The sequence below is a fragment of the Pseudarthrobacter sp. B907 genome, from assembly GCF_040137805.1.
Lineage (GTDB): Bacteria > Actinomycetota > Actinomycetes > Actinomycetales > Micrococcaceae > Arthrobacter.
The window spans coordinates 224,638-245,186 of record NZ_JBEEQE010000001.1 but is presented as its reverse complement, the minus strand read 5'-3'; the positions used below and the strand labels follow the sequence as shown (position 1 = coordinate 245,186).

General features: G+C 67.6%; 16 protein-coding genes and 1 tRNA gene. 14 read left to right on the top strand and 3 right to left on the bottom strand.

Annotated features, from left to right (window positions below; all coding sequences use genetic code 11):
• Nucleotides 1-175: 175 nt before the first annotated feature.
• Together ABLI39_RS01225 and ABLI39_RS01220 are read left to right on the top strand one after the other, a co-directional pair.
• Complete coding sequence (locus tag ABLI39_RS01225; RefSeq protein ID WP_349411521.1) at nucleotides 176-514, top strand: hypothetical protein; 339 nt, start codon at nucleotides 176-178, stop codon at nucleotides 512-514.
• A 78-nt stretch (nucleotides 515-592) separates the two neighbouring features.
• Nucleotides 593-1,054 (top strand): GatB/YqeY domain-containing protein, encoded by a 462-nt coding sequence (locus ABLI39_RS01220; protein WP_349411520.1) that lies wholly within the window; start codon nucleotides 593-595, stop codon nucleotides 1,052-1,054.
• A gap of 110 nt (nucleotides 1,055-1,164) precedes the next feature.
• On the opposite strand, the gene ABLI39_RS01215 is transcribed toward ABLI39_RS01220, so the two are convergent.
• From ABLI39_RS01215 to ABLI39_RS01205, 3 genes are all read right to left on the bottom strand, one after another.
• Nucleotides 1,165-1,240, bottom strand: a tRNA-Lys gene (locus ABLI39_RS01215).
• A gap of 118 nt (nucleotides 1,241-1,358) precedes the next feature.
• Entirely contained in the window at nucleotides 1,359-2,468 is a 1,110-nt protein-coding gene (locus ABLI39_RS01210; RefSeq protein WP_349411519.1) for a PQQ-dependent sugar dehydrogenase, read from the bottom strand.
• 2 nt (nucleotides 2,469-2,470) lie between these two features.
• Nucleotides 2,471-3,400, bottom strand: coding sequence for a sunset domain-containing protein (locus ABLI39_RS01205; protein ID WP_349411517.1), 930 nt, complete (start codon nucleotides 3,398-3,400; stop codon nucleotides 2,471-2,473).
• Nucleotides 3,401-3,505: 105 nt separating this feature from the next.
• On the opposite strand from ABLI39_RS01205, the gene ABLI39_RS01200 reads away from it, so the two are divergent.
• The 12 genes from ABLI39_RS01200 to ABLI39_RS01145 all read left to right on the top strand — a co-directional run bounded on the left by ABLI39_RS01200 (nucleotide 3,506) and on the right by ABLI39_RS01145 (nucleotide 20,491).
• Nucleotides 3,506-4,444 (top strand): LysR family transcriptional regulator, encoded by a 939-nt coding sequence (locus tag ABLI39_RS01200; protein ID WP_349411516.1) that lies wholly within the window; start codon nucleotides 3,506-3,508, stop codon nucleotides 4,442-4,444.
• A gap of 139 nt (nucleotides 4,445-4,583) precedes the next feature.
• Entirely contained in the window at nucleotides 4,584-6,305 is a 1,722-nt protein-coding gene (gene ilvD, locus ABLI39_RS01195) for a dihydroxy-acid dehydratase (RefSeq protein WP_349411514.1), read from the top strand.
• Between the two features lie 441 nt (nucleotides 6,306-6,746).
• A complete protein-coding gene (locus ABLI39_RS01190; protein ID WP_349411512.1) occupies nucleotides 6,747-8,645 on the top strand; it encodes an acetolactate synthase large subunit in 1,899 nt (632 codons plus the stop codon).
• Nucleotides 8,646-8,647: 2 nt separating this feature from the next.
• Nucleotides 8,648-9,160 carry an acetolactate synthase small subunit gene (gene ilvN, locus ABLI39_RS01185; protein WP_349411511.1) on the top strand — a complete coding sequence of 171 codons (513 nt, stop codon included), beginning with the start codon at nucleotides 8,648-8,650 and terminating at the stop codon, nucleotides 9,158-9,160.
• A gap of 87 nt (nucleotides 9,161-9,247) precedes the next feature.
• Nucleotides 9,248-10,273, top strand: coding sequence for a ketol-acid reductoisomerase (gene ilvC, locus ABLI39_RS01180; protein ID WP_349411509.1), 1,026 nt, complete (start codon nucleotides 9,248-9,250; stop codon nucleotides 10,271-10,273).
• A gap of 174 nt (nucleotides 10,274-10,447) precedes the next feature.
• Nucleotides 10,448-12,043: a phosphoglycerate dehydrogenase gene (gene serA, locus ABLI39_RS01175; protein ID WP_349411508.1), complete on the top strand. Its 1,596-nt coding sequence runs from the start codon at nucleotides 10,448-10,450 to the stop codon at nucleotides 12,041-12,043.
• 205 nt (nucleotides 12,044-12,248) lie between these two features.
• A complete protein-coding gene (locus ABLI39_RS01170) occupies nucleotides 12,249-15,038 on the top strand; it encodes an ABC transporter permease (protein WP_349411507.1) in 2,790 nt (929 codons plus the stop codon).
• Nucleotides 15,035-15,802: an ABC transporter ATP-binding protein gene (locus tag ABLI39_RS01165; protein WP_146337253.1), complete on the top strand. Its 768-nt coding sequence runs from the start codon at nucleotides 15,035-15,037 to the stop codon at nucleotides 15,800-15,802. The genes ABLI39_RS01170 and ABLI39_RS01165 overlap by 4 nt, the downstream gene beginning before the upstream one ends.
• 9 nt (nucleotides 15,803-15,811) lie before the next feature.
• Nucleotides 15,812-17,371, top strand: a complete 1,560-nt coding sequence (gene metG / locus ABLI39_RS01160) for a methionine--tRNA ligase (protein WP_349411506.1) — start codon at nucleotides 15,812-15,814, stop codon at nucleotides 17,369-17,371.
• 384 nt (nucleotides 17,372-17,755) lie between these two features.
• Nucleotides 17,756-18,508: a hypothetical protein gene (locus ABLI39_RS01155; protein ID WP_349411505.1), complete on the top strand. Its 753-nt coding sequence runs from the start codon at nucleotides 17,756-17,758 to the stop codon at nucleotides 18,506-18,508.
• Between the two features lie 88 nt (nucleotides 18,509-18,596).
• Nucleotides 18,597-19,376 carry a class F sortase gene (locus ABLI39_RS01150; protein WP_349411504.1) on the top strand — a complete coding sequence of 260 codons (780 nt, stop codon included), beginning with the start codon at nucleotides 18,597-18,599 and terminating at the stop codon, nucleotides 19,374-19,376.
• 62 nt (nucleotides 19,377-19,438) lie between these two features.
• On the top strand, nucleotides 19,439-20,491 hold the full coding sequence (locus ABLI39_RS01145) for a 3-isopropylmalate dehydrogenase (RefSeq protein ID WP_349411503.1): 1,053 nt from the start codon (nucleotides 19,439-19,441) through the stop codon (nucleotides 20,489-20,491).
• Nucleotides 20,492-20,549 lie beyond the last annotated feature (58 nt).

Sequence of the window (20,549 nt, the reverse complement as noted above, 5' to 3'; positions counted from 1 at the left end):
CCGAAATGCCCCACCCGGCCGGGATAGAGGGTACTATCCGGCACATGGACGGCATCACTGAGCTGACCCAACGCATGGCCGGCACGTACCTGAAGTTGCGGGACGCTCGTCGGTGAACGCCCGCACGAAGCACCGGTGGCGTACGGCTTGTTGGGCTGCGCTGGTCGTGGCGTCCGTGGCGCTGACCTTAGCCGGGCTGGCGGGCACCTTCACCTTGCTCAGCTACCCGGAGTTCGAGGAGCGCACCGGTCCGGGGCACGGGATGATCTTCGCCGGCGCCCTGCTGTCTGCCGCTGCCGCCGTCTGGACCCGGCGGCGCGGCCACGGCTGGCCGGTCGTGTTCTGCGTCGCCGCCCCGGTGCTCGTGGGCTGGGCCGATTTCGCCGTCGACCGCGGCCTGCTGCCCCATCTGGCCGGCCTGTTTGCCGTCCCTGCGGCCGTGGGCGGGCTGCTGTCCGGCCTGCCGGCCGCCACGCCGCCGGCCGCGCAGGAAGGGCAGCGGAGCCGGAGATGATGAAACAGTCCCCGGAGGCATGGGAAAAACTGGACGCTACCGACAAACAGTCGACCAACAGGGAAAGTAGGAAACACCATGACGCTGAAAGAGCGCCTGAAAGAAGACGTTGTCGCTCACATGAAGGCCGGCAACAAGACCGCGCTGACGACCGTCCGGAACGTCCTGGGTGAGATCAGCACCCGCGAAAAGTCCGGCAAGACCCCGGTCGAACTCGACGACACCCAGGTGACGTCGCTGCTGCAGAAGGAAGCCGCCAAGCGCCGCGATACCGCCCGGATCTACACCGAGGCCGGCGAAGCCGGCCGCGCCGCAGCCGAGGTCGCCGAAGCCGAGATCATCGAGGAGTACCTGCCGAAGGCGCTCACCCGGGACGAGGTCGAAGCCATCGTCGACGAGGCCATCACCGCGCTCAAGGCTGACGGCCAGGAACTGTCCATGCGCTCCATCGGCGCAGTGATGAAGCCGGTCACCGCCAAGGTCGCCGGTCGCTTCGATGGCAAGCAGGTCAGCGAGATTGTCCGCGGCCGCCTCGGCTAGCTACGCGTCGTTGCCCGCCAGGCAAAGAGCCCATAAATATCCGCAAAGAATCACAACAGAAAACCCCGCCCTGCATGCTTTTCAGCGAATCAGGACGGGGTTTCTCTCTGTGGTGCACCCCCCGGGACTCGAACCCGGAACCCATTGATTAAGAGTCAATTGCTCTGCCAGTTGAGCTAGAGGTGCAGCTGTTGTTTTCGTTCCCCTCGGGCTTTTTATTTCCCGCGGTGTTCTCCGCAACGACATGAAACTCTACACGAGTTTTGATGCAGTGTGAAATCGGGATGGGCACCCCGGGGTGAGGTTAGCCACCGAGGCTTAAAACCAGCGCAAAATCGGGGTTTTGGCCGTTGCTGAGGACCCAGAGGCGGCCGTCCGGGGCCAGGGAAACGTCGCGGATCCGGCCGTACTCGCCTGTGAAATAGGCCACAGGATCCCCGGCAAATTCGCCCCGCAACGGAACGGCCCAGAGCCGCTGGCCCCGGAGTGCCCCGAGGTAGGCCGTGTCGCCGACGATTTCGAGGCCGCTCGGGGAGGACGACGCCGTCGAGGGCCACACCACCTTGGCATCCAGGAACCCCTCGCGGTGCGGAGCGCCGGTCACCTCGGGCCAGCCGTAGTTGCCTCCGGGGACGATCAGGTTCAGCTCGTCGTCCACGTCCGGGCCGAACTCGCTCGCCCAGAGCCGCCCCGCGCTGTCCCAGGCGAGGCCCTGGACGTTGCGGTGCCCCAGGCTGTAGACGGGGTTACTGCCGAAAGGGTTTCCCGGGGCGGGTTTTCCCTCGGGCGTGAGGCGGAGGATCTTGCCGCCGAGTGCGTTCCGGTCCTGTGGCTGACCTCGGCGTTGGGAGTCGCCGGTGCCGACGTAGAGCTGGCCGTCCGGGCCGAAGCGGATCCGGCCGCCGTTGTGCGTGGACGCCTTGGGAATCCCGGTAAAGATGACCTCGGCGGCCCCGAGTCCCAGCCGCGCCCCGCTTCCCTCAAGCCGGAAGCGCGCGATCCGGTTGTCTCCCTGGGCCGTGAAATAGGCATACAGGTACCGGTGTTCCGCGAAGGCCGGGGACGGTGCCAACCCCAGCAGGCCGCCTTCGCCGCCGGGGACGACGTCGGGCACCCTGCCCAGGGTGGCGGCGGGACCGCCGTCGCCCGGTGGTATGAACTTCAGCAGCGCGCTGTCCCGTTCCGAGATGACGGCGGTGCCGTCCGGCAGGAAAACCGTCGACCAGGGCAGCGTCAGCCCCGCGTCGACGCGGCGGTCAAGCTGCGGGGTCGCCGTCCCGGCCGGGCTGGTGGCGGCTGGGCTGCCGGGAGGCGGGGGAGCGGTGGTGCTGCTGGTGCTGCTGGTGCAGCCGGCCGTCGCGAGCACCAAAGCAGCCGCCGCCAGGGCGGCACGCAGTGACGGCGGCCGGTGCACGGCTAGGGCCGCGAGCGGCGCGGCGGCCGGAAGCCTGCCGCTTCGGCGTGGGCCGCGGACAGGAACCAGACCTCCGCCCGGGTTTCTTCATAGGAGGGGCTGGTCTCGTCGTGGTAAATCATCGAAGAGGCATTCCCCTTGACGGTGAAGCCGTCGGGCCCGCTGCCGTCCGCGGCCGGCATCGCCGAGCCCTCGCCGTAGGGCTGTTCCGCCGCGAGGTGCCCCGCCGGCGCCGCGGTGTGGCTAGCGAAGCCCTCGGCGGCGGCTGCGGAGGAGGCAGCCTGCATCGTCTCTGCCTCGGCGACGTCGGCGGCCTCGGCGGCCGCCGATTCCGCTCCGGGAAGGGTGGGGGCATGCTGTTCGGTGTACTCGGGATGGTGCACGGGGGTGTGCCCGGCCGGCTGCTCCGGCCCCGCAGTGGCGGCTGGCGCCACCACGTCCTCGGAGCGGCTCCCGGTGGTGGCATGGTCGTGGTGGGCGTGGTCGTGGTGGGCGGCGGCGTGCGTCTCAGCCGGCGGCGTTTCCGACCACTGGGTCTCCCAGTCCGTATTGTCTTCGCCGGCCTCCCGCGCGGGCGCAGCGGCCCCTGGCGCAGTAGCCGCCGGCGCATCCGCCGAAGACGCATCAGTCGAGGGAGCACTTGCTGCCAGGTCGTCGTCGGCGGTGGTGGGCGGCTCCGGCTCGGCGTTGCTGAAACCTGCCGCGGACGGAATCCCGGTGGTGGCGGCCGCGGCCGCCGATGCGGCGGCGGACCCGCCGGACAGGGCTCCGTCGTGGCCTACCCTGCCCGGGGTGGCCTGCGGTGCGGCGGCGGATCCGGCCCCCGTGGAAGTCGAGGTTCCGGCTCCGCTGCGGGAACTGTTGCGGTTTAACAGCCACCACACGACGCCGACAATCACCACGATGACGATGAGCCAGATAATCCAATCCATGGCCGAATCCTTCTGTCCAGGCGGCAGGGTTGCCGTTGCTTGACGTTACGTCCGGGCCAACGCGGCTGTCCAGCATTCCGGACCCGCCGCGTGTAGCCTCGCTGCATGGACTTCAAGCGACTGCGGATCCTTCGCGAACTGGCGGACCGCGGCACGGTGGGGGCCACCGCCGATGCCTTGCGGGTGACGCCCTCGGCCGTCTCGCAGCAGCTCAAGACCCTGCAGGAGGAGCTCGGCGTCGTCCTCGTGGAAAAGTCAGGCAGGGGAGTGCGGCTGACCGAGGCGGGCCTGGCCATGGCCGGGGCGGCGGCGGAGGTGGCCACGGCCATGGCCCGCGCCGAGGCCACCATCGACACCTACCGGCTCGGCTGGCAGACCCGGATCAAGGCGGCGTTCTTTCCCAGCGCCGCGGAGATGTTCCTGCCCGGCCTCCTGCACCGGGTAAAGGAGATTGAAGGGCTCCGCTTCGAGGCGCACTTCGAGGACCCCGGCGTGGCCGGCTTTGCCGCCCTGGCCGCCGACTATGACATCGTCCTGGCGCACAGCGTCGACGGGCCCGAGGTGTTCGCCCGCCAGGGTCTCCAGGTGATCCCCCTGCTGGACGAGCCGCTCGATGTGGCGGTTCCGGCGGGTCACGCCCTGGCCGGCAAGGCGACGCTCAGCGCTGAGGACGTGGTCGGGTTTCCCTGGATGGGGGTGCCCGACGGTTTCCCCTTTGACACCGTGCTGCGCCAGATCGAAACCCAGGCCGATTCCCCGGCACTGCGGGCGCAGCTCTTCCCGGACCTCCGCGTCCTGGAGGCGCTGGTCAGCGCCGGGCACGGGCTCAGCCTGCTGCCGCGCTATACCGCGCTGAAGAACCAGGGCAGAGGGTTCGTGCTCCGCCCGCTCCGCGGCGTCAAGGCCAGCCGCAGCATCGTGGCCCTGGCCCGCCCCGAAGCCGCCGCCCGGACCACCATCCGGGAGGTACTGGCGATGCTCAAGGCCGAGGCCCAGGCCGTCGCCGAGGCGCCGGAATTGCGTGATGCGGCCCACAGCGGCTGAACCGTGCCGAGGCCCGAGCGGCCGTAGAGTCCACTGAATGAGACGAGCGTCCACTATTCGGGCGAAATATTCCCGGTTTTGCGCTTAATGAGCCATTCCGGCTCGTTGCCGTCGATGCCGGAGCCCTAGACTTTCACCCATGAGTGAGGACACCCAAACAGCGACAGCCACCACACCGGACATCAAACCCCGCAGCCGGGTCGTCACCGATGGAATCCACGCCGCGCCCGCGCGCGGAATGTTCCGGGCGGTCGGCATGGGCGACGACGACTTCGCCAAGCCCCAGATCGGCGTGGCAAGTTCCTGGAACGAAATCACTCCCTGCAACCTCTCCCTGAACCGGCTCGCCCAGGGCGCCAAGGAAGGCGTCCACGCCGGCGGCGGGTTCCCGATGCAGTTCGGCACCATCTCCGTCTCCGACGGCATCTCCATGGGCCACGAAGGCATGCACTTCTCCCTGGTCTCCCGCGAAGTCATCGCCGACTCCGTTGAAACGGTCATGCAGGCCGAGCGGATCGACGGCTCCGTGCTGCTGGCCGGCTGTGACAAGTCCCTGCCCGGCATGCTGATGGCGGCCGCCCGCCTGGACCTTGCGAGCGTGTTCCTCTACGCCGGGTCGATCATGCCCGGCTGGGTCAAGCTCGAGGACGGCTCGGAAAAGGAGGTCACCCTCATCGATGCCTTCGAGGCCGTCGGCGCCTGCGCCGCGGGCAAGATGAGCATGGAGGACCTGACCCGGATCGAAAAGGCCATCTGCCCGGGCGAAGGCGCCTGCGGCGGTATGTACACGGCCAACACCATGGCCTGCATCGGCGAGGCACTGGGTATGTCCCTGCCCGGCTCTGCCGCGCCGCCCTCGGCGGACCGCCGCCGCGACGACTTCGCCCGCAAATCCGGCGAAGCGGTTGTTAACCTGCTGCGCAAGGGCATCACCGCCCGCGACATCATGACCAAAAAGGCCTTCGAAAACGCGATCGCCGTGACCATGGCCTTCGGCGGCTCCACCAACGCCGTGCTGCACCTGCTGGCCATCGCCCGAGAGGCCGAGGTCGAGCTGACGCTGGACGACTTCAACCGCATCGGCGACAAGATCCCGCACCTGGGCGACCTCAAGCCGTTCGGCCGTTACGTCATGACCGACGTCGACAAGATCGGCGGCGTGCCGGTCATCATGCGCGCGCTGCTCGACGCCGGACTGCTGCACGGCGACTGCCTCACCGTCACGGGCAAGACCGTCGCCGAAAACCTCGCGGCGATCAACCCGCCGGACCTGGACGGCAAGATCCTCCGCGCCATGGACAACCCGATCCACAAGACCGGCGGCATCACCATCCTGCACGGCACGATGGCCCCCGAGGGCGCCGTCGTGAAGAGCGCCGGCTTCGACGCCGACGTCTTCGAGGGCACCGCCCGCGTCTTCGAACGCGAACAGGGCGCCCTGGACGCGCTCGACAAGGGCCAGATCAAGGCCGGCGACGTCGTTGTCATCCGCTACGAGGGCCCCAAGGGTGGCCCGGGCATGCGCGAGATGCTCGCCATCACCGGCGCCATCAAGGGCGCCGGCCTCGGCAAGGACGTGCTGCTGCTCACCGACGGCCGCTTCTCCGGCGGGACGACGGGCCTCTGCATCGGCCACGTCGCCCCGGAAGCCGTCGACGGCGGTCCCATCGCGTTCGTCAAGGACGGCGACCGGATCCGGGTCGACATCGCAGCCCGCAGCTTCGACCTCCTGGTCGACGAAGCCGAGCTCGACGCCCGCAAGGTCGGTTGGGAACCGCTCCCCGCCAAGTTCACCAAGGGCGTCCTCGCCAAGTACGCCAAGCTCGTCCACAGCGCCTCCACCGGCGCTTATTGCGGGTGATTCCCTAAGCGTGGGCGACCACGCTTAATAAGGGAGGCTCCGAGGGGCCCCAAGCGAACGGCGTCCGCGCCGTCCGCTTGGGGTAGGAGACTCCCGCCTGCCGCCGAAGGCGGTCAGGTCACCAGGGTAATGGGGGAATTGGGGGAACAGTTCAAAAAGTGGACGCCGTTGTCCACATCGTGAGACAGGGCCTTGGCTCGTTGACAGCTGTCTCACGCAGAGGGAAAACTGAACGCATGACCGTAATCGTTACCACCGGCCGCGTTGCAGGCGAGAGTGCTGCAGATGTATCCGTCGTCCTTACCAAGCGCGTGGCTCCATAGCCTCCACTGGTAACGAACCGTCACGCGCAAACCCCTCGAAGAGCCGCCAAGGCTGAGGGGTCTTTTTTTGTTACCCACAGTTCAACGATCACAGAAGATCCACCAAAGGAAGAGTCCGATGAGCAAAGGATCGCCGATCAGCCCCTCGCTGATGGCCACAAAGTCCGCTGGAGCCCCCAAGGCTCCGGAACGCATCGAACGCCCGGCCGACGCCGGCGTCGAGCATGCTGCTGCCTCTCCCGTCCTTGGGCCGAACAACGTCGTACCCCCGACGGTGATGACCGGCTCGCAAGCAATCGTCCGCGCGCTCGAAGAACTCGGCGTCGAGGATATTTTTGGTTTGCCCGGTGGCGCGATCCTGCCCACCTATGACCCCTTGATGGCCTCCAAAATGAACCACATTCTGGTCCGTCACGAACAGGGAGCCGGCCACGCAGCGCAAGGCTATGCCATGGTCACCGGACGGGTCGGCGTCTGTATCGCCACCTCGGGCCCCGGTGCCACCAACCTCGTTACCGCCATCATGGACGCCCACATGGACTCCGTGCCGATGGTGGCCATCACCGGCCAGGTCTCCAGCGGTGTCATCGGCACCGACGCTTTCCAGGAAGCGGACATCGTCGGCATCACCATGCCGATCACCAAGCACTCCTTCCTGGTCACCGACCCCAATGACATCCCGCACGTCATGGCCGAGGCGTTCCACCTGGCCTCGACCGGCCGTCCCGGCCCCGTCCTCGTGGACGTGGCCAAGGATGCCCAGCAGGGCCAGATGACGTTCTCCTGGCCGCCCAAGATCGACCTCCCCGGCTACCGGCCGGTGCTCCGCGGCCACAGCAAGCAGGTCCGTGAGGCCGCCCGGCTGATCGCGGCCGCCAGCAAGCCCGTTCTCTATGTCGGCGGCGGTGTGGTCAAGGCCCACGCTTCAGCCGAACTGCGGGAACTGGCCGAGCTTTCCGGGGCCCCGGTGGTCACCACGCTGATGGCGCGGGGTGTCTTCCCGGACTCGCACCCGCAACACGTGGGCATGCCCGGCATGCACGGCACGGTCTCTGCCGTGACCGCGCTGCAGCAGTCGGACCTGCTGATCACCCTGGGCGCGCGCTTCGATGACCGGGTCACCGGCATCCTGAAGTCCTTCGCCCCGAACGCTAAGGTCATCCACGCGGACATCGACCCGGCGGAAATCTCCAAGAACCGCACCGCGGACGTGCCGATCGTCGGTTCGGTCAAGGAGATCATCCCGGAGCTCAGCGAGGCCCTGCGCCAGCAGTTCGAAACCTCCGGCACCCCGGACCTGGCCAACTGGTGGGCTTTCCTGAACAACCTCAAGGAAACCTACCCGCTCGGCTGGACCGAACCCGAAGACGGCCTCAGCGCCCCGCAGCGCGTGATCGAGCGGATCGGCGCCCTCACCGGGCCCGAGGGCGTCTACGTCGCCGGCGTCGGCCAGCACCAGATGTGGGCCTCGCAGTTCATCAAATACGAACGCCCGCACGCCTGGCTGAACTCCGGCGGCGCCGGCACCATGGGCTACGCCGTTCCAGCCGCCATGGGCGCCAAGGTGGGGGAGCCGGACCGCGTGGTCTGGGCCATCGACGGGGACGGCTGCTTCCAGATGACCAACCAGGAACTGGCCACCTGCGCGATCAACAAGATCCCGATCAAGGTCGCGGTGATCAACAACTCCTCCCTGGGCATGGTGCGCCAGTGGCAGACCCTCTTCTACGAGGGCCGCTACTCCAACACCGACCTCAACACCGGCCACGACACCGTCCGCATCCCGGACTTCGTCAAGCTGGCAGACGCCTACGGCTGCGCCGCTTTCCGTTGCGAACGCGACGAGGATATCGACGCCACCATCCAGAAGGCCCTGGAGATCAAGGACCGCCCGGTGGTCATCGACTTTGTCGTGAGCCCGAACTCCATGGTGTGGCCGATGGTCCCCGCCGGGGTCAGCAACGACCAGATCCAGGTTGCCCGCAACATGACCCCGGACTGGGAAGAAGAGGACTGAACATGACCCGCCACACACTCTCCGTTCTGGTCGAAGACAAGCCCGGTGTGCTGACCCGCGTCGCCAGCCTCTTCGCCCGCCGCGCCTTCAACATCAACTCCCTGGCCGTCGGACCCACCGAGGTTCCGGGCATCTCCCGCATGACGGTCGTCGTCGACGCCGACGGCGAACTGATCGAACAGGTCACCAAGCAGCTGAACAAGCTGATCAACGTGATCAAGATCGTCGAGCTCACCCCCGAATCCTCCGTGCAGCGCGACCACATCCTGGTCAAGGTGCGTGCGGATGCCGCAACCCGGCTGCAGGTCACCCAGGCAGCCGACCTCTTCCGCGCTTCCGTGGTCGACGTCTCCACAGAGTCGGTCGTCATCGAAGCCACGGGCCACCCGGACAAGCTCGCGGCACTGCTTTCGGTGCTGGAGCCCTTCGGCGTCCGCGAAATCGTGCAGTCCGGCACCCTGGCCGTCGGCCGCGGGTCCCGTTCCATGAGCGACCGGGCCCTGCGTTCCGCCTAGGCGGCGCGCCGGGACCGCAGTACCACCGTTCCACCAACGAATTTTTCCCAGCCAACACCAAAGAATCCATTCAAAGGAGACACCCCAGTGACTGAAATGTTCTACGACGACGACGCCGACCTGTCGATCATCCAGGGCCGCACCGTCGCCGTCATCGGTTACGGCTCCCAGGGCCACGCCCACGCCCTCAGCCTGCGCGATTCCGGTGTTGACGTCCGCGTCGGCCTGAAGGAAGACTCCAAGTCCCGGGCCAAGGCCGAGGCCGAGGGCCTGCGTGTGCTCAACGTCGCCGACGCCGTGGCCGAAGCCGACCTGATCATGATCCTCACCCCGGACCAGGTCCAGCGCCACGTCTACGCCGAGGACATCGCCCCGAACCTGCAGGCCGGCGACGCCCTGTTCTTCGGACACGGCTTCAACATCCGCTACGGCTACATCAAGCCGCCGGCCGACGTCGACGTCGCACTGGTCGCCCCCAAAGGACCGGGCCACATCGTGCGCCGCGAGTTTGAAGCCGGCCGCGGCGTGCCGGACCTGATCGCCGTCGAGCAGAACCCGTCCGGCAAGGCCAAGGAGCTGGCCCTGTCCTACGCCAAGGCAATCGGTGGCACCCGCGCCGGCGTCATCGAGACCACCTTCACCGAAGAGACCGAAACCGACCTCTTCGGCGAGCAGGCCGTGCTCTGCGGCGGCGCATCGCAGCTGATCATGTACGGCTTCGAGACCCTCACCGAGGCCGGCTACAAGCCCGAGGTGGCCTACTTCGAGGTGCTGCACGAGCTCAAGCTGATCGTCGACCTGATGGTCGAGGGCGGCATCGCCAAGCAGCGCTGGAGCGTCTCGGACACGGCGGAATACGGCGACTACGTCTCCGGCCCGCGCGTCATCACCCCCGAGGTGAAGGAAAACATGAAGGCCGTCCTGAAGGACATCCAGGACGGCACCTTCGCCAAGCGCTTCATCGACGACCAGGACGCCGGCGCCCCCGAGTTCAAGGCCCTGCGCAAGAAGGGCGAGGACCACCCGATCGAGGCCACCGGCCGCGAACTGCGCAAGCTGTTCTCCTGGATCAAGAACGAAGACGACTACACCGAAGGATCAGTAGCCCGCTAGATCCCGCCCGGCCGCGGGTGGGCGGGGGCATTCTTTCGGCTGCTGCGCTCGTTCCTCACGCAACAACGCAGCCTTCAAGAACACCCCCGCCCACCCCGCAGTTCGGCACGGCCGTCCGCCACCCAACGTTCTAAAATCCCCACATGATACACAAGAGAGCTAAAGAGGTCACCGGTGACAAGCACCAAACCTGTTGTACTCCTCGCTGAGGAACTTTCGCCCGCCACAGTCGAGGCCCTCGGCCCGGACTTTGAAATCCGCCAGACCGACGGCGCCGACCGTTCCCAGCTGCTCTCCGCGATCGCCGACGTTGACGCGATCCTGATCCGGTCGGCCACCCAGCTCGACGCCGAGGCGATCGCGGCCGCGAAGAACCTCAAGGTGATCGCCCGCGCCGGCGTTGGCCTGGACAACGTGGACATCAAGGCCGCCACCCAGGCCGGCGTGATGGTGGTCAACGCCCCGACGTCGAACATCGTCTCCGCCGCCGAACTCACGGTCGGCCACATCCTCAGCCTGGCCCGCCACATCCCGCAGGCATCCGCCGCGCTCAAGGACGGCGAGTGGAAGCGCTCCAAGTACACCGGCACCGAGCTGTTCGAGAAGAAGATCGGCATCATCGGCCTCGGCCGGATCGGCGCCCTCGTCGCGGCCCGGCTGAAGGGTTTCGACACCAAGATCCTCGCGTACGACCCGTACATCACCTCGGCCCGCGCCGCGCAGCTCGGCGTGCAGCTGGTGACCCTGGACGAGCTGCTGGCGCAGTCCGACTTCATCACCATCCACATGCCCAAGACGCCCGAGACCGTCGGCATGCTCGGCGAGGACGCCTTCAAGAAGATGAAGAGCACCGCCTACGTCGTCAACGTGGCCCGCGGCGGCCTGGTGGACGAGGAGGCCCTCTACGCGGCGCTGGAGTCCGGCCAGATCGCCGGCGCCGGCGTGGACGTCTTCGTCAAGGAACCCAGCACCGACCTGCCCTTCTTCAAGCTCGACAACGTTGTGGTCACCCCGCACCTGGGCGCCTCCACCGACGAGGCCCAGGAAAAGGCCGGCGTCTCCGTGGCCAAGTCCGTCCGCCAGGCCCTGGCCGGCGAACTGGTCCCCGACGCCGTCAACGTCGCCGGCGGCGTAATCGCCCCGGATGTGCGCCCCGGCATCCCGCTGATCGAGAAGCTGGGCCGGATCTTCACCGCCATGACGCACGCTTCGCTCACGCAGTTCGACGTCGAGGTGGCCGGCGAGATCTCCTCGCTGGATGTCAAGGTCCTCGAACTCGCCGCGCTCAAGGGCATCTTCGCCGACGTCGTGACCGAGCAGGTCTCCTACGTCAATGCCCCCGTGATCGCCGAGCAGCGCGGCATCAACGTCCGGCTCATCACCACCCCGGACACGGAGTCCTACCGCAACGTCCTGACCCTGCGAGGGGCCCTGAGCGACGGCACCCAGATCTCGGTGGCGGGGACCTTGACGGGACCCAAGCAGGTCCAGAAACTCGTCGGAATCAACGGCTTCGAGGTTGAAATCCCGATCAGCGAGCACCTCGTGGTGGTGGCCTACTCGGACCGCCCGGGCGTGATCGGCACCATCGGCCACATCCTGGGAATGAACAACATCAACATCGCCGGTATGCAGGTGGCGCGGCAGACGGAGGGCGGCCAGGTGCTCGCACTCCTGACCATCGACAGCTCCGTGCCGCAGCAGGTGCTGGACGCGATCAAGGCCGGAATCGGCGCCGAAATGGTCCGCGAAGTCGACCTCGAGGACTAAAGCCCCACGTCGGACGCCTGCGGCGGCAACACCGCCGCAGGCGTCCGCCAAGAAGCGGCCGGTCTGCGTACAATGGCTAGGTCCGAATTTCGGATCTGGCCGGCAGACCGGCCTTTACTTTTGTACACCCGGCCGGGGACGCCGTTATTTTCCAGCGTGGAAATGAACAGTGGTGTGCGCACGCAATCCAGCTTTCAGGAGCCCAATGAACGCCGTCCAGAGGTTCATCAGAAGCAGAGTGCTTTTGCTGACCGCGTCCATTTTGATCGTGGCCATGTGCCTTTCCGTCCTGGTGCAGGGCCAGTCGCAGGCCGCGCTGAACCGCACCGTCGACCAGAACTCCCGCGGGCTTTACGACGTCCTTGTCCAGGCCAAGGCCGACGACAACGGCGGCCTGATGCAGCCCGAGATCGCCACCGGCCAGGGCGGGGTCAGCTTCGAGCAGCTGGATTCCATCCGCAAGCTGGCCGGCACCTCCGTGGCGGCACCGATCAGCCTGGTGTCCCGCGTCTCGCAGAACCTTGAGTCCCCGCGGCTCGATGCCACCGACTACCTCGGCTACAGCGCCGGCCTCGCCGGCACCGCCGGTGACCCCAGCGCCACCGATCCGTCCAAGTGGCCCGCGGCCGAGTCTGTGCTCAGCGACACCGCCAAGAAATACCGCCTCACCGCCAGCGCCGTGAGCTCTGACGGCAAGTCCGAGCAGACCCTGTTCAAGACCACCGCCGAGGGATCCCTGGGCAAGGCCAAGCTCGTCGAAGAGCAGGTGGCCGGCGGCAAGAACGTGCGGATCGCCGGCCCGGCGGGGGAGAGCGGCATCAAGTTCCCGGCCCCGGCCGGCGGCTCCGAACACAACCTTTTCAACCTCTCCGTCTCCCTGCCCATGGCGCCGCAGGTGACCGAGTCCGTCGTCGCCGTCGACCCGGTCGCCGAACGCGCGCTCCTGGGCGGCGCCGGGGACTTCCTCGCGCCGCTGGAGAAGGCGCCCCCGGCCGATGCCCGCAACGCCGGCGCGATCGGCCGCCACTTCGAGAGCCTCTTTACCAACGGCATCAGCATGGAACAGCTCAAGGAAGGCCCCGACTTCCTCGGCGTCAAGCTCAAGTACTGGGCCCCGCTGATGTCCCAGTACCAGCAGGCGAAGCGTGCCGGCCAGCTGACCGCCGACTCGCAGGCGATTCCGCTGATCGTGCGTTCGGGTACCTCCCTTGATCTGAAGTACTCGGTCAAGATCGAGGAAATCGACGCCGCCGGCAACGTGACCAAGGACGTCGGCACCGCGACCCGGTCGCTGGACAAGGACTACCTGCCGTTCGTCTCCAAGTCGCCGTTCGCCCTGGCGTGGCCCGGCTCCAAGGACCTGTCCCAGCTGATGGGCGACACCGGCAGCTTCGGCCAGGGCCTCTACAACCCCGCCACCTGGAGCACCGACTTCGCCGCCGCGCCCAAGTACAAGGACGGCGAAACCGCCGGCAACGGCGCCGTGGACAAGTCCGCGGTGCCGGGCGACTGGATCACCGTGAACCGGCTGCCCGATAAGGGCGCCAACGGCGCCCCGGTCGACCAGACGCAGCGCACGCCGGTCGACGAGCGGGCCTACCGCGAAAACCTCGCGACCGGCAAGAAGCCGGCCACGCCGCTCGCCATGGTCTACGGCACCTTCGATCCGGCCAAGGTCCAGCAGGCCGCCGGTGACGTCAACCGCCTGCCCCTCGGCGGCTACGACCCGACGCCGATGACCCTGAGCAAGGATGCCGCCGGTAACGACGCCGGGCAGGCCGCGCTCAAGCCCTCGCTCAGCGGGACCGGACTGGTCAGCCAGTCGGCCGGCGCCATCACCGACTACTACGGACTGGCCGCCGCCCGCGGCTACGAGAAGAACGCCTCCGTGATCGACGCCGTGCGCGTCCGCGCCAAGGTGGACGGCAGCTGGAAGCAGGCACAGCCGGAGGTCGAAAAGCTCGCCAACGAGATCCGCGACATGGGCCTGCAGGCGACAGTGGTCGCCGGCTCCGCCCGCGAAGACGCCAACATCTTCGTGCCCGGCTACTCCAAGGACGGTGCCGGGAAGGAGTCGCCGCTGGGCACCGTGCAGCAGTCGTGGGTCCGCCAGAACGCCGCCGACGCCGTCTCCGGCTCGCTGACCGGCACCAATCTCACGCTGCTCTTCCTGACCCTGTGCGGAGCGGCGCTGCTCACCGGCGCCTCGACCGTCAGCTACGTCCGCAAGCGCCGCCGCGAGGCGGGCACCCTGCGGGCCATGGGCTGGACGCAGCGCAAGATCCGGTCCTGGGTGCTCGCCGAATTCGGCGTCGGCGCTGCCCTGCTCACCGTCGCCGGAATCGCACTGAGCTTGATCAGCTGGAACCCGGCCACCGCGATCGTCTCCGCCTCGGTCCTGATCCTCTACTGCGGCGCCGCCTACTTCGCCGCGCAGCAGCTGCGCCACCGCGAGGTCATCGACCAGGAGCCGCAGCACGATGAGCGGCTCATCCCCGTGGACTCGCCGCTGACCTTCGCGAGCCGCCAGTTGAGCACCAACAAGTTCAACACCGGCTCGCTGGCCGTCGCCGTCGGCGTCTTCGGTGCCGCCGTGGGCGGGCTCGCGTCGCTGCTGATCGACATCCCCCGGGCCGCAGGCGCCAGCGCCCTGAGCGGGCTGGCCGCCGCCAGCATCGCACTGCCGAGCATCGTCCTAGGTGTGTCCGGGGTGGCCGTGGGGCTGCTGCTGACCATGGTCACCGGCCGCTTCGAACTCGGCTCCAAACGCCAGTACCTGGGCACCCTGCAGGCCATGGGCTGGAACCCGGACATGCTGGGCCAGGTCCGCTTCTTCGAAAATGCCATGGTGGGGACCATCGCACTGCCGCTGGGTGTCCTGGGCGCCCTGGGCATCAGCCTGCTCCTCGCCCCCTACGCCGCCATCTGGGCCGGAATCGCCGGACTCGTCGCGGTACTTTGCTGGATTCCAATTGCAACGAAAGTGGTCCAATGACTAACGAGCTGAACCTGACCAGGGCGGCGCGGAACCGGATGCCGGAGAGCACCGGGAACGGCGGCCACCAGACCCGAGCCAACACGATCGTGAAGGCATCGGACCACGCCACACCCCTGGAACTGAGCAACATCACCATCCACTACGGCGGAGGCAAGGGCGGCGCCGAGCCGGTCAACGTGGTCGATGACTTCAACATGACCCTGCACGCCGGCGAAATGCACTGCGTTGCCGGCCGCTCCGGCTCGGGCAAGACCAGTATCCTTACCGTCGGCGCGGGCCTGACCCTGCCGACGTCGGGCCGGGTGTTCTGGGAAGGCGACTCGCTCGAGACCATGGGCGACGACGAAATCGCCGACCGCCGTCGTGCCCTGATCGGCTACGTCGACCAGGGCGGCGCCCTGATCGACGGGATGAGCGCGCTCGAGAACGTGCTGCTGCCGGCCGTGCCGGACGGCGAGGTCGAACAGCGCCGCGATATGGCCAAGGACCTGCTGGACCTCGTCGGCCTCGGCCGCCGCATGCGCCACCGGCCGGCGCAGCTCTCTGGCGGTGAGCGCCAGCGCGTCGCGATCGCCCGCGCCCTCATCCTGGGCACGCGCGTGCTCGTGGTGGACGAGCCCACCGCCAGCCTGGACCGCACCTCGGCCAACCGCATCATCAGCATCCTCAAGGACACGACGTCGGACGGCATCGCCGTGCTCGTGGCGTCACATGACCACGAGCTTGTCCGCCAGAGCGATACCCTGACCGAACTGATCTAGGTTAATAACGTGACGCCTTCCGAAAAAACCCCGTTCTACATCACCACGGCCATCAGCTACCCGAACGGCGTGCCGCACATCGGCCACGCCTACGAAGTCATCGCCACCGACGCGATGGCGCGGTTTAAGCGGCTGGACGGCTACGACGTGTTCTTTATGACCGGCACGGACGAGCACGGCCTGAAGATGCAGCAGACGGCGGAGAAGGAAGGCATTCCGGTCAAGGAACTTGCCGATCGCAATTCGACGGCCTTCCGCCAGATGAGCGATGACCTGGGCATCTCGCTGAGCCGGTTCATCCGCACCACGGACCCGGACCACTATGAGGCTGCCAAGGCACTCTGGCAGCGGATGGAAGCCAACGGGGACATCTACCTCTCCAAGTACGCCGGCTGGTACTCGGTCCGGGACGAGCGCTACTTCGTCGAGGACGAGACCGAGGTCCGCGACGACGGGGTGCGCTATGCCTCCGAGACCGGTACCGAGGTGACGTGGACCGAGGAGGAGAGCTACTTCTTCAAGCTCTCCGCCTACCAGGACCGGCTGCTGGCGCTCTACGCCGACCACCCGGAGTTCGGGGCGCCGCACAGCCGGTTCAACGAGGTCATCAGCTTCGTCAAGGGCGGCCTCGAGGACCTGTCGATCAGCCGCACCTCCTTCAACTGGGGTGTCCCGGTGCCGGGCAACCCGGACCACGTGATGTACGTCTGGGTGGACGCGCTGACCAACTACCTGACCGGCGTCGGGTTCCCGGACACCGAGTCGGAAAGCTTCCGGAAGTACTGGCCGGCGGATGTCCACGTGATCGGCAAGGACATCTCGCGGTTCCACGCCGTGTACTGGCCCGCGTTCCTGATGTCCGCCGGGATTGAACTGCCCCGGCGCGTGATGATCCACGGCCACCTGCACAACCAGGGCATCAAGATGTCCAAGTCGCTGGGCAACGTGGTGGCACCCGCGGACTGGGTGGCGCAGTACGGCCTGGATCAGGTCCGGTTCTTCCTGCTCCGCGAGGTGCCCTTCGGCGCCGACGGGAACTACAGCCACGACGCGATCGTCGGCCGGATGAACTCGGACCTGGCGAACAACTTCGGCAACCTCGCGCAGCGTTCGCTGTCCATGGTGGCGAAGAACTGCGAGGGCGCCGTCCCCGTTCCGGGCGGATTCAGCGCCGAGGACGCCGCGCTGCTGGGCCAGGCCAAGGGCCTGCTGGGCATCGCCCGGGCCGCGTTCGAAAGGCAGGAGTTCAGCCGCGCGCTCGAGGCCATCTGGAACGTCCTCGGCGACACCAACGCCTACTTCGCCGAGCAGGCGCCGTGGGTGCTGCGCAAGACCGACGTCGAACGCATGAACACGGTGCTTTACGTGACCCTCGAGGTACTCCGGACCGTCGCAATCCTGGCGCAGCCGGTGATGCCCGCGGCTGCCGGAGCCATTCTCGACAGCCTGGGCCAGCCCGACGGGGAGGCCCGCGATTTCGCCGCCCTCCAGACGCCGATCGGGGCCGGAACCGCGCTTCCGGCGCCGTCGCCGGTGTTCCCCAAGTACGAGGAGCCCGCGGAGGCCTGATCCGGGCCGGAGGTCTTCCGGCTCCACTTTCGTCAAAGTGGTACTTCGCGGCAAAGTTTCCACAAACACGGCCGCGAAGTGCCACCTCGCGGCCGTTAACGGGGCCGTCACATTACTGACAAGTAGTCTGCTGCTCCGGAACTGAGTACAACCACAGGGCAGGGGAGTACCGGCCGTAGCGATACTCGGGTACCAGTTACTCGGGACTCAGGCCGAGGCCGGGAAATAGCCTGAAATAGCAAGCGAACTGACGACAAATGCTGGGGAGTAACTGTCATCACGCACTTCGCTCACCGAGGTCTCACAACGATTTGCCGGGTCTCTAGGACGGTTACTCCGCGCTCGCGTCAGCTCTGACACCTGAGTTGGACGGAGGGGCCGAAGATGAAAAGAACCATTGCAACGCTGGGGGTCGTGGGGCTGGGCGTAATGGGGGCAGCTGTCTCCGCGAACGCGGCACCCCCGGAAAAGATCACGATCTGTCACGCGACCAAAGCGGCGGGTAACCCTTTTGTCGCCGAGACGATCAACCTCAACGCGCTCAAGGCGCACGCCAACGACACCCTGGACATCGTGCCCGTAAATACCGGCGACATCATGCCCCAGGGACAAAACCTTTCGGAGGCAAACCTCGCCCTGCTGGCCAACAACTGTGTTGCCGCTGTGGTGGTTCCGCCTGTCGATCCGCCAGCTGACCCGCCTGTGGACCCGCCGGCTAATCCGCCTGTGGACCCGCCGGCCAACCCGCCGGCCAACCCGCCGGGTAATCCGCCTGCCGACCCGCCGGCCAACCCGCCTGTGGACCCGCCGGCCAACCCGCCTGCCGATCCGCCGGCTAACCCCGGCGCCGTGCCGGGCACGGACGTCACCCGGCAGACGTCGACGGTGGTCACGCCGCCCGTCGTCGTGCGCCAGCCCGCTGCCGCAGTACCGGCGCCTCAGCAGACCGGCGCCGGTGCGGCCGCTGCCACGCCGGCCAAGGTCAACGTCGGCTACAACGTTCAGACCGCCGTCGGCCACTCGAAGGCTCCGGACGGCCTTCCGGCCTGGCTGTTGGGCCTGACCGGCCTGTTCGCGGCAGGGTCCGGGGCAGTGCTGTGGCGGGGCGGACAGCGCGCCCGGAAGGTCGCCGGCTAGGAAGTCCGTTATCCGGGGCGGGTGCTGCGCAGGCGGCACCCGCCCCGATCCTTTAGGTTCCGCAGCTTGCCTCGCAGCAGGAGAAATCATGGGCAGCCACCGCAAGATGCCCCGGTTCCGGGTCGCCGGCAACCGCGGGCTGCTGCTGAGCGCCAGGGACCTCCTCATCCTGGCCGTCTGCGCACTCGGCATCGCGGCCGCCTGGCTCGCCTACGGCCTGGACGGAACGGTCCCTCTCACCCCTGACGCCGGAGCTTCCGCCGTCGGGCCGGAAACAGTCGTCTCAGCCCCGGCGTTGTCCCCGCAAAAGCGGTCCGGCGGGCCGGATCCCGATGCAACGACCGCGAAGGCCCCGGCCGTTCTCCCGGCCGGGGCAACCGGGGCAGGAAAGTCCGCTGAGCCCGCAGTGCCGTCCCTGCCCGCCGCGTCCGTCCCGCTGCGGATCACGTTTCCCGCAGCAGGCATGGACGTGGAGGTGCACCCCTTGGAGCCCGGCCGCGATGATACGGAGAGCCGCAGCATCGTGCCGCCGGAAACCAAGGACGGATACTGGCTGGCACCTTTTGGAACTCCCGGCGCGGGCTCGACGAACACCACCTACATCATCGGCCACAGCTGGCTGGACCAGGATGCACCCTTCAACCACCTGAGCTCACGGGCCGCCCCCGGCGGCCTGCTGACGGTGACCACGGCTACGGGCATCCTCAGCTACCGGGTGGATTCGGTCACCACCTATACCAAGTCGACCCTGAAGGACAGCGCTGCCTGGGAAGCCGTCGCCAACCGGCTCGTCCTCATCAGCTGCTACACGGAGGACCCGTGGGGCCGGAACGTGGTGGTGGTCGCCTCACCGTTGCCTGGTGGCTGAGCCGTTGTTCGAATAATGAGACGGATTGACCAGCATGCGGATGGCTTGGCTACGCTGAAATCATGAGCGCATCCACCATTGATCTGGCCGTCATTCCCGGAGACGGCATCGGCCCCGAGGTCACCGCCGAAGCACTGAAGGTCCTCGAGAAGGCCGCCGCCGCCGATGGCATCGTGCTGCAGCAGACCCACTACGAGCTCGGGGCCGCGCACTGGCTGGCCACGGGGGAGACCCTGCCCGAGCACACGCTGGCCGACCTGCGCACCCGCGACGCCATCTTGTTCGGCGCGGTGGGCGCCGCCCCCGATGACACCCGCATCCCCTCCGGCATCATCGAACGCGAACTGCTGCTCAAGCTGCGCTTCAGCCTGGACCACTTCGTCAACCTGCGGCCCTCGAAACTCTATGCCGGCGTCGGCAGCCCGCTGGCGAACCCCGGCGAGGTCGACTTCATTGTGGTCCGCGAGGGCACCGAAGGGCCCTACGTGGGCAACGGCGGCACCCTGCGCGCCGGAACGCCGCACGAGGTGGCGACCGAGGTCTCGCTGAACACCGCCCACGGCGTGGAGCGCGTGGTGCGGGACGCGTTCCGCCGCGCCAACGACCGGCCCCGCAAGAAACTGACGCTGGTGCACAAGCACAACGTCCTGGTCTTCGCCGGGCACCTCTGGAAGCGCACCGTGGAGGCCGTGGCCCAGGAGTTCCCGGAGGTCACCCACGACTACCTGCACGTCGATGCGGCCACGATCTTTATGGTGACCGACCCGGCGCGCTTTGACGTCATCGTCACCGACAACCTCTTTGGCGACATCCTCACGGACCTCGCCGCCGCCGTCACCGGAGGCATCGGCCTGGCCGCGTCGGGCAACATCAACATGGACCGCACCGCGCCGTCGATGTTCGAACCGGTCCACGGCTCGGCCCCGGACATCGCCGGCCAGCAGAAGGCGGACCCAAGCGCCGCTATCCTGTCCGCCGCGCTCCTGCTGGACCACCTGGGCTACCCCGCGGCGGCCCGGAAGGTCGAGGCGGCCGTCGCCGCGGACGTCGAAGCCAGGGACGGCAGCTTCCGCAGCACCGCCACGATCGGCGACGCCATCGCCGCCGCCCTCTAGCAGCCGCCACGGCACTACCGCCCCGGGCGTAAGCTTGTTTTCGAATCACCAATATGCT

What these genes read in the sequence shown, in the direction of transcription:
- ilvN (WP_349411511.1), top strand. Translation starts at nt 8,648, where the DNA reads ATGACCCGCCACACACTCTCCGTTCTGGTCGAAGACAAGCCCGGTGTG.
- ABLI39_RS01170 (WP_349411507.1), top strand. Translation starts at nt 12,249, where the DNA reads ATGAACGCCGTCCAGAGGTTCATCAGAAGCAGAGTGCTTTTGCTGACC.
- ABLI39_RS01150 (WP_349411504.1), top strand. Translation starts at nt 18,597, where the DNA reads ATGGGCAGCCACCGCAAGATGCCCCGGTTCCGGGTCGCCGGCAACCGC.
- ABLI39_RS01155 (WP_349411505.1), top strand. Translation starts at nt 17,756, where the DNA reads ATGAAAAGAACCATTGCAACGCTGGGGGTCGTGGGGCTGGGCGTAATG.
- ilvD (WP_349411514.1), top strand. Translation starts at nt 4,584, where the DNA reads ATGAGTGAGGACACCCAAACAGCGACAGCCACCACACCGGACATCAAA.
- ABLI39_RS01200 (WP_349411516.1), top strand. Translation starts at nt 3,506, where the DNA reads ATGGACTTCAAGCGACTGCGGATCCTTCGCGAACTGGCGGACCGCGGC.
- ABLI39_RS01220 (WP_349411520.1), top strand. Translation starts at nt 593, where the DNA reads ATGACGCTGAAAGAGCGCCTGAAAGAAGACGTTGTCGCTCACATGAAG.
- ABLI39_RS01205 (WP_349411517.1), bottom strand. Translation starts at nt 3,400, where the DNA reads ATGGATTGGATTATCTGGCTCATCGTCATCGTGGTGATTGTCGGCGTC.
- ABLI39_RS01190 (WP_349411512.1), top strand. Translation starts at nt 6,747, where the DNA reads ATGAGCAAAGGATCGCCGATCAGCCCCTCGCTGATGGCCACAAAGTCC.
- ABLI39_RS01145 (WP_349411503.1), top strand. Translation starts at nt 19,439, where the DNA reads ATGAGCGCATCCACCATTGATCTGGCCGTCATTCCCGGAGACGGCATC.
- ABLI39_RS01165 (WP_146337253.1), top strand. Translation starts at nt 15,035, where the DNA reads ATGACTAACGAGCTGAACCTGACCAGGGCGGCGCGGAACCGGATGCCG.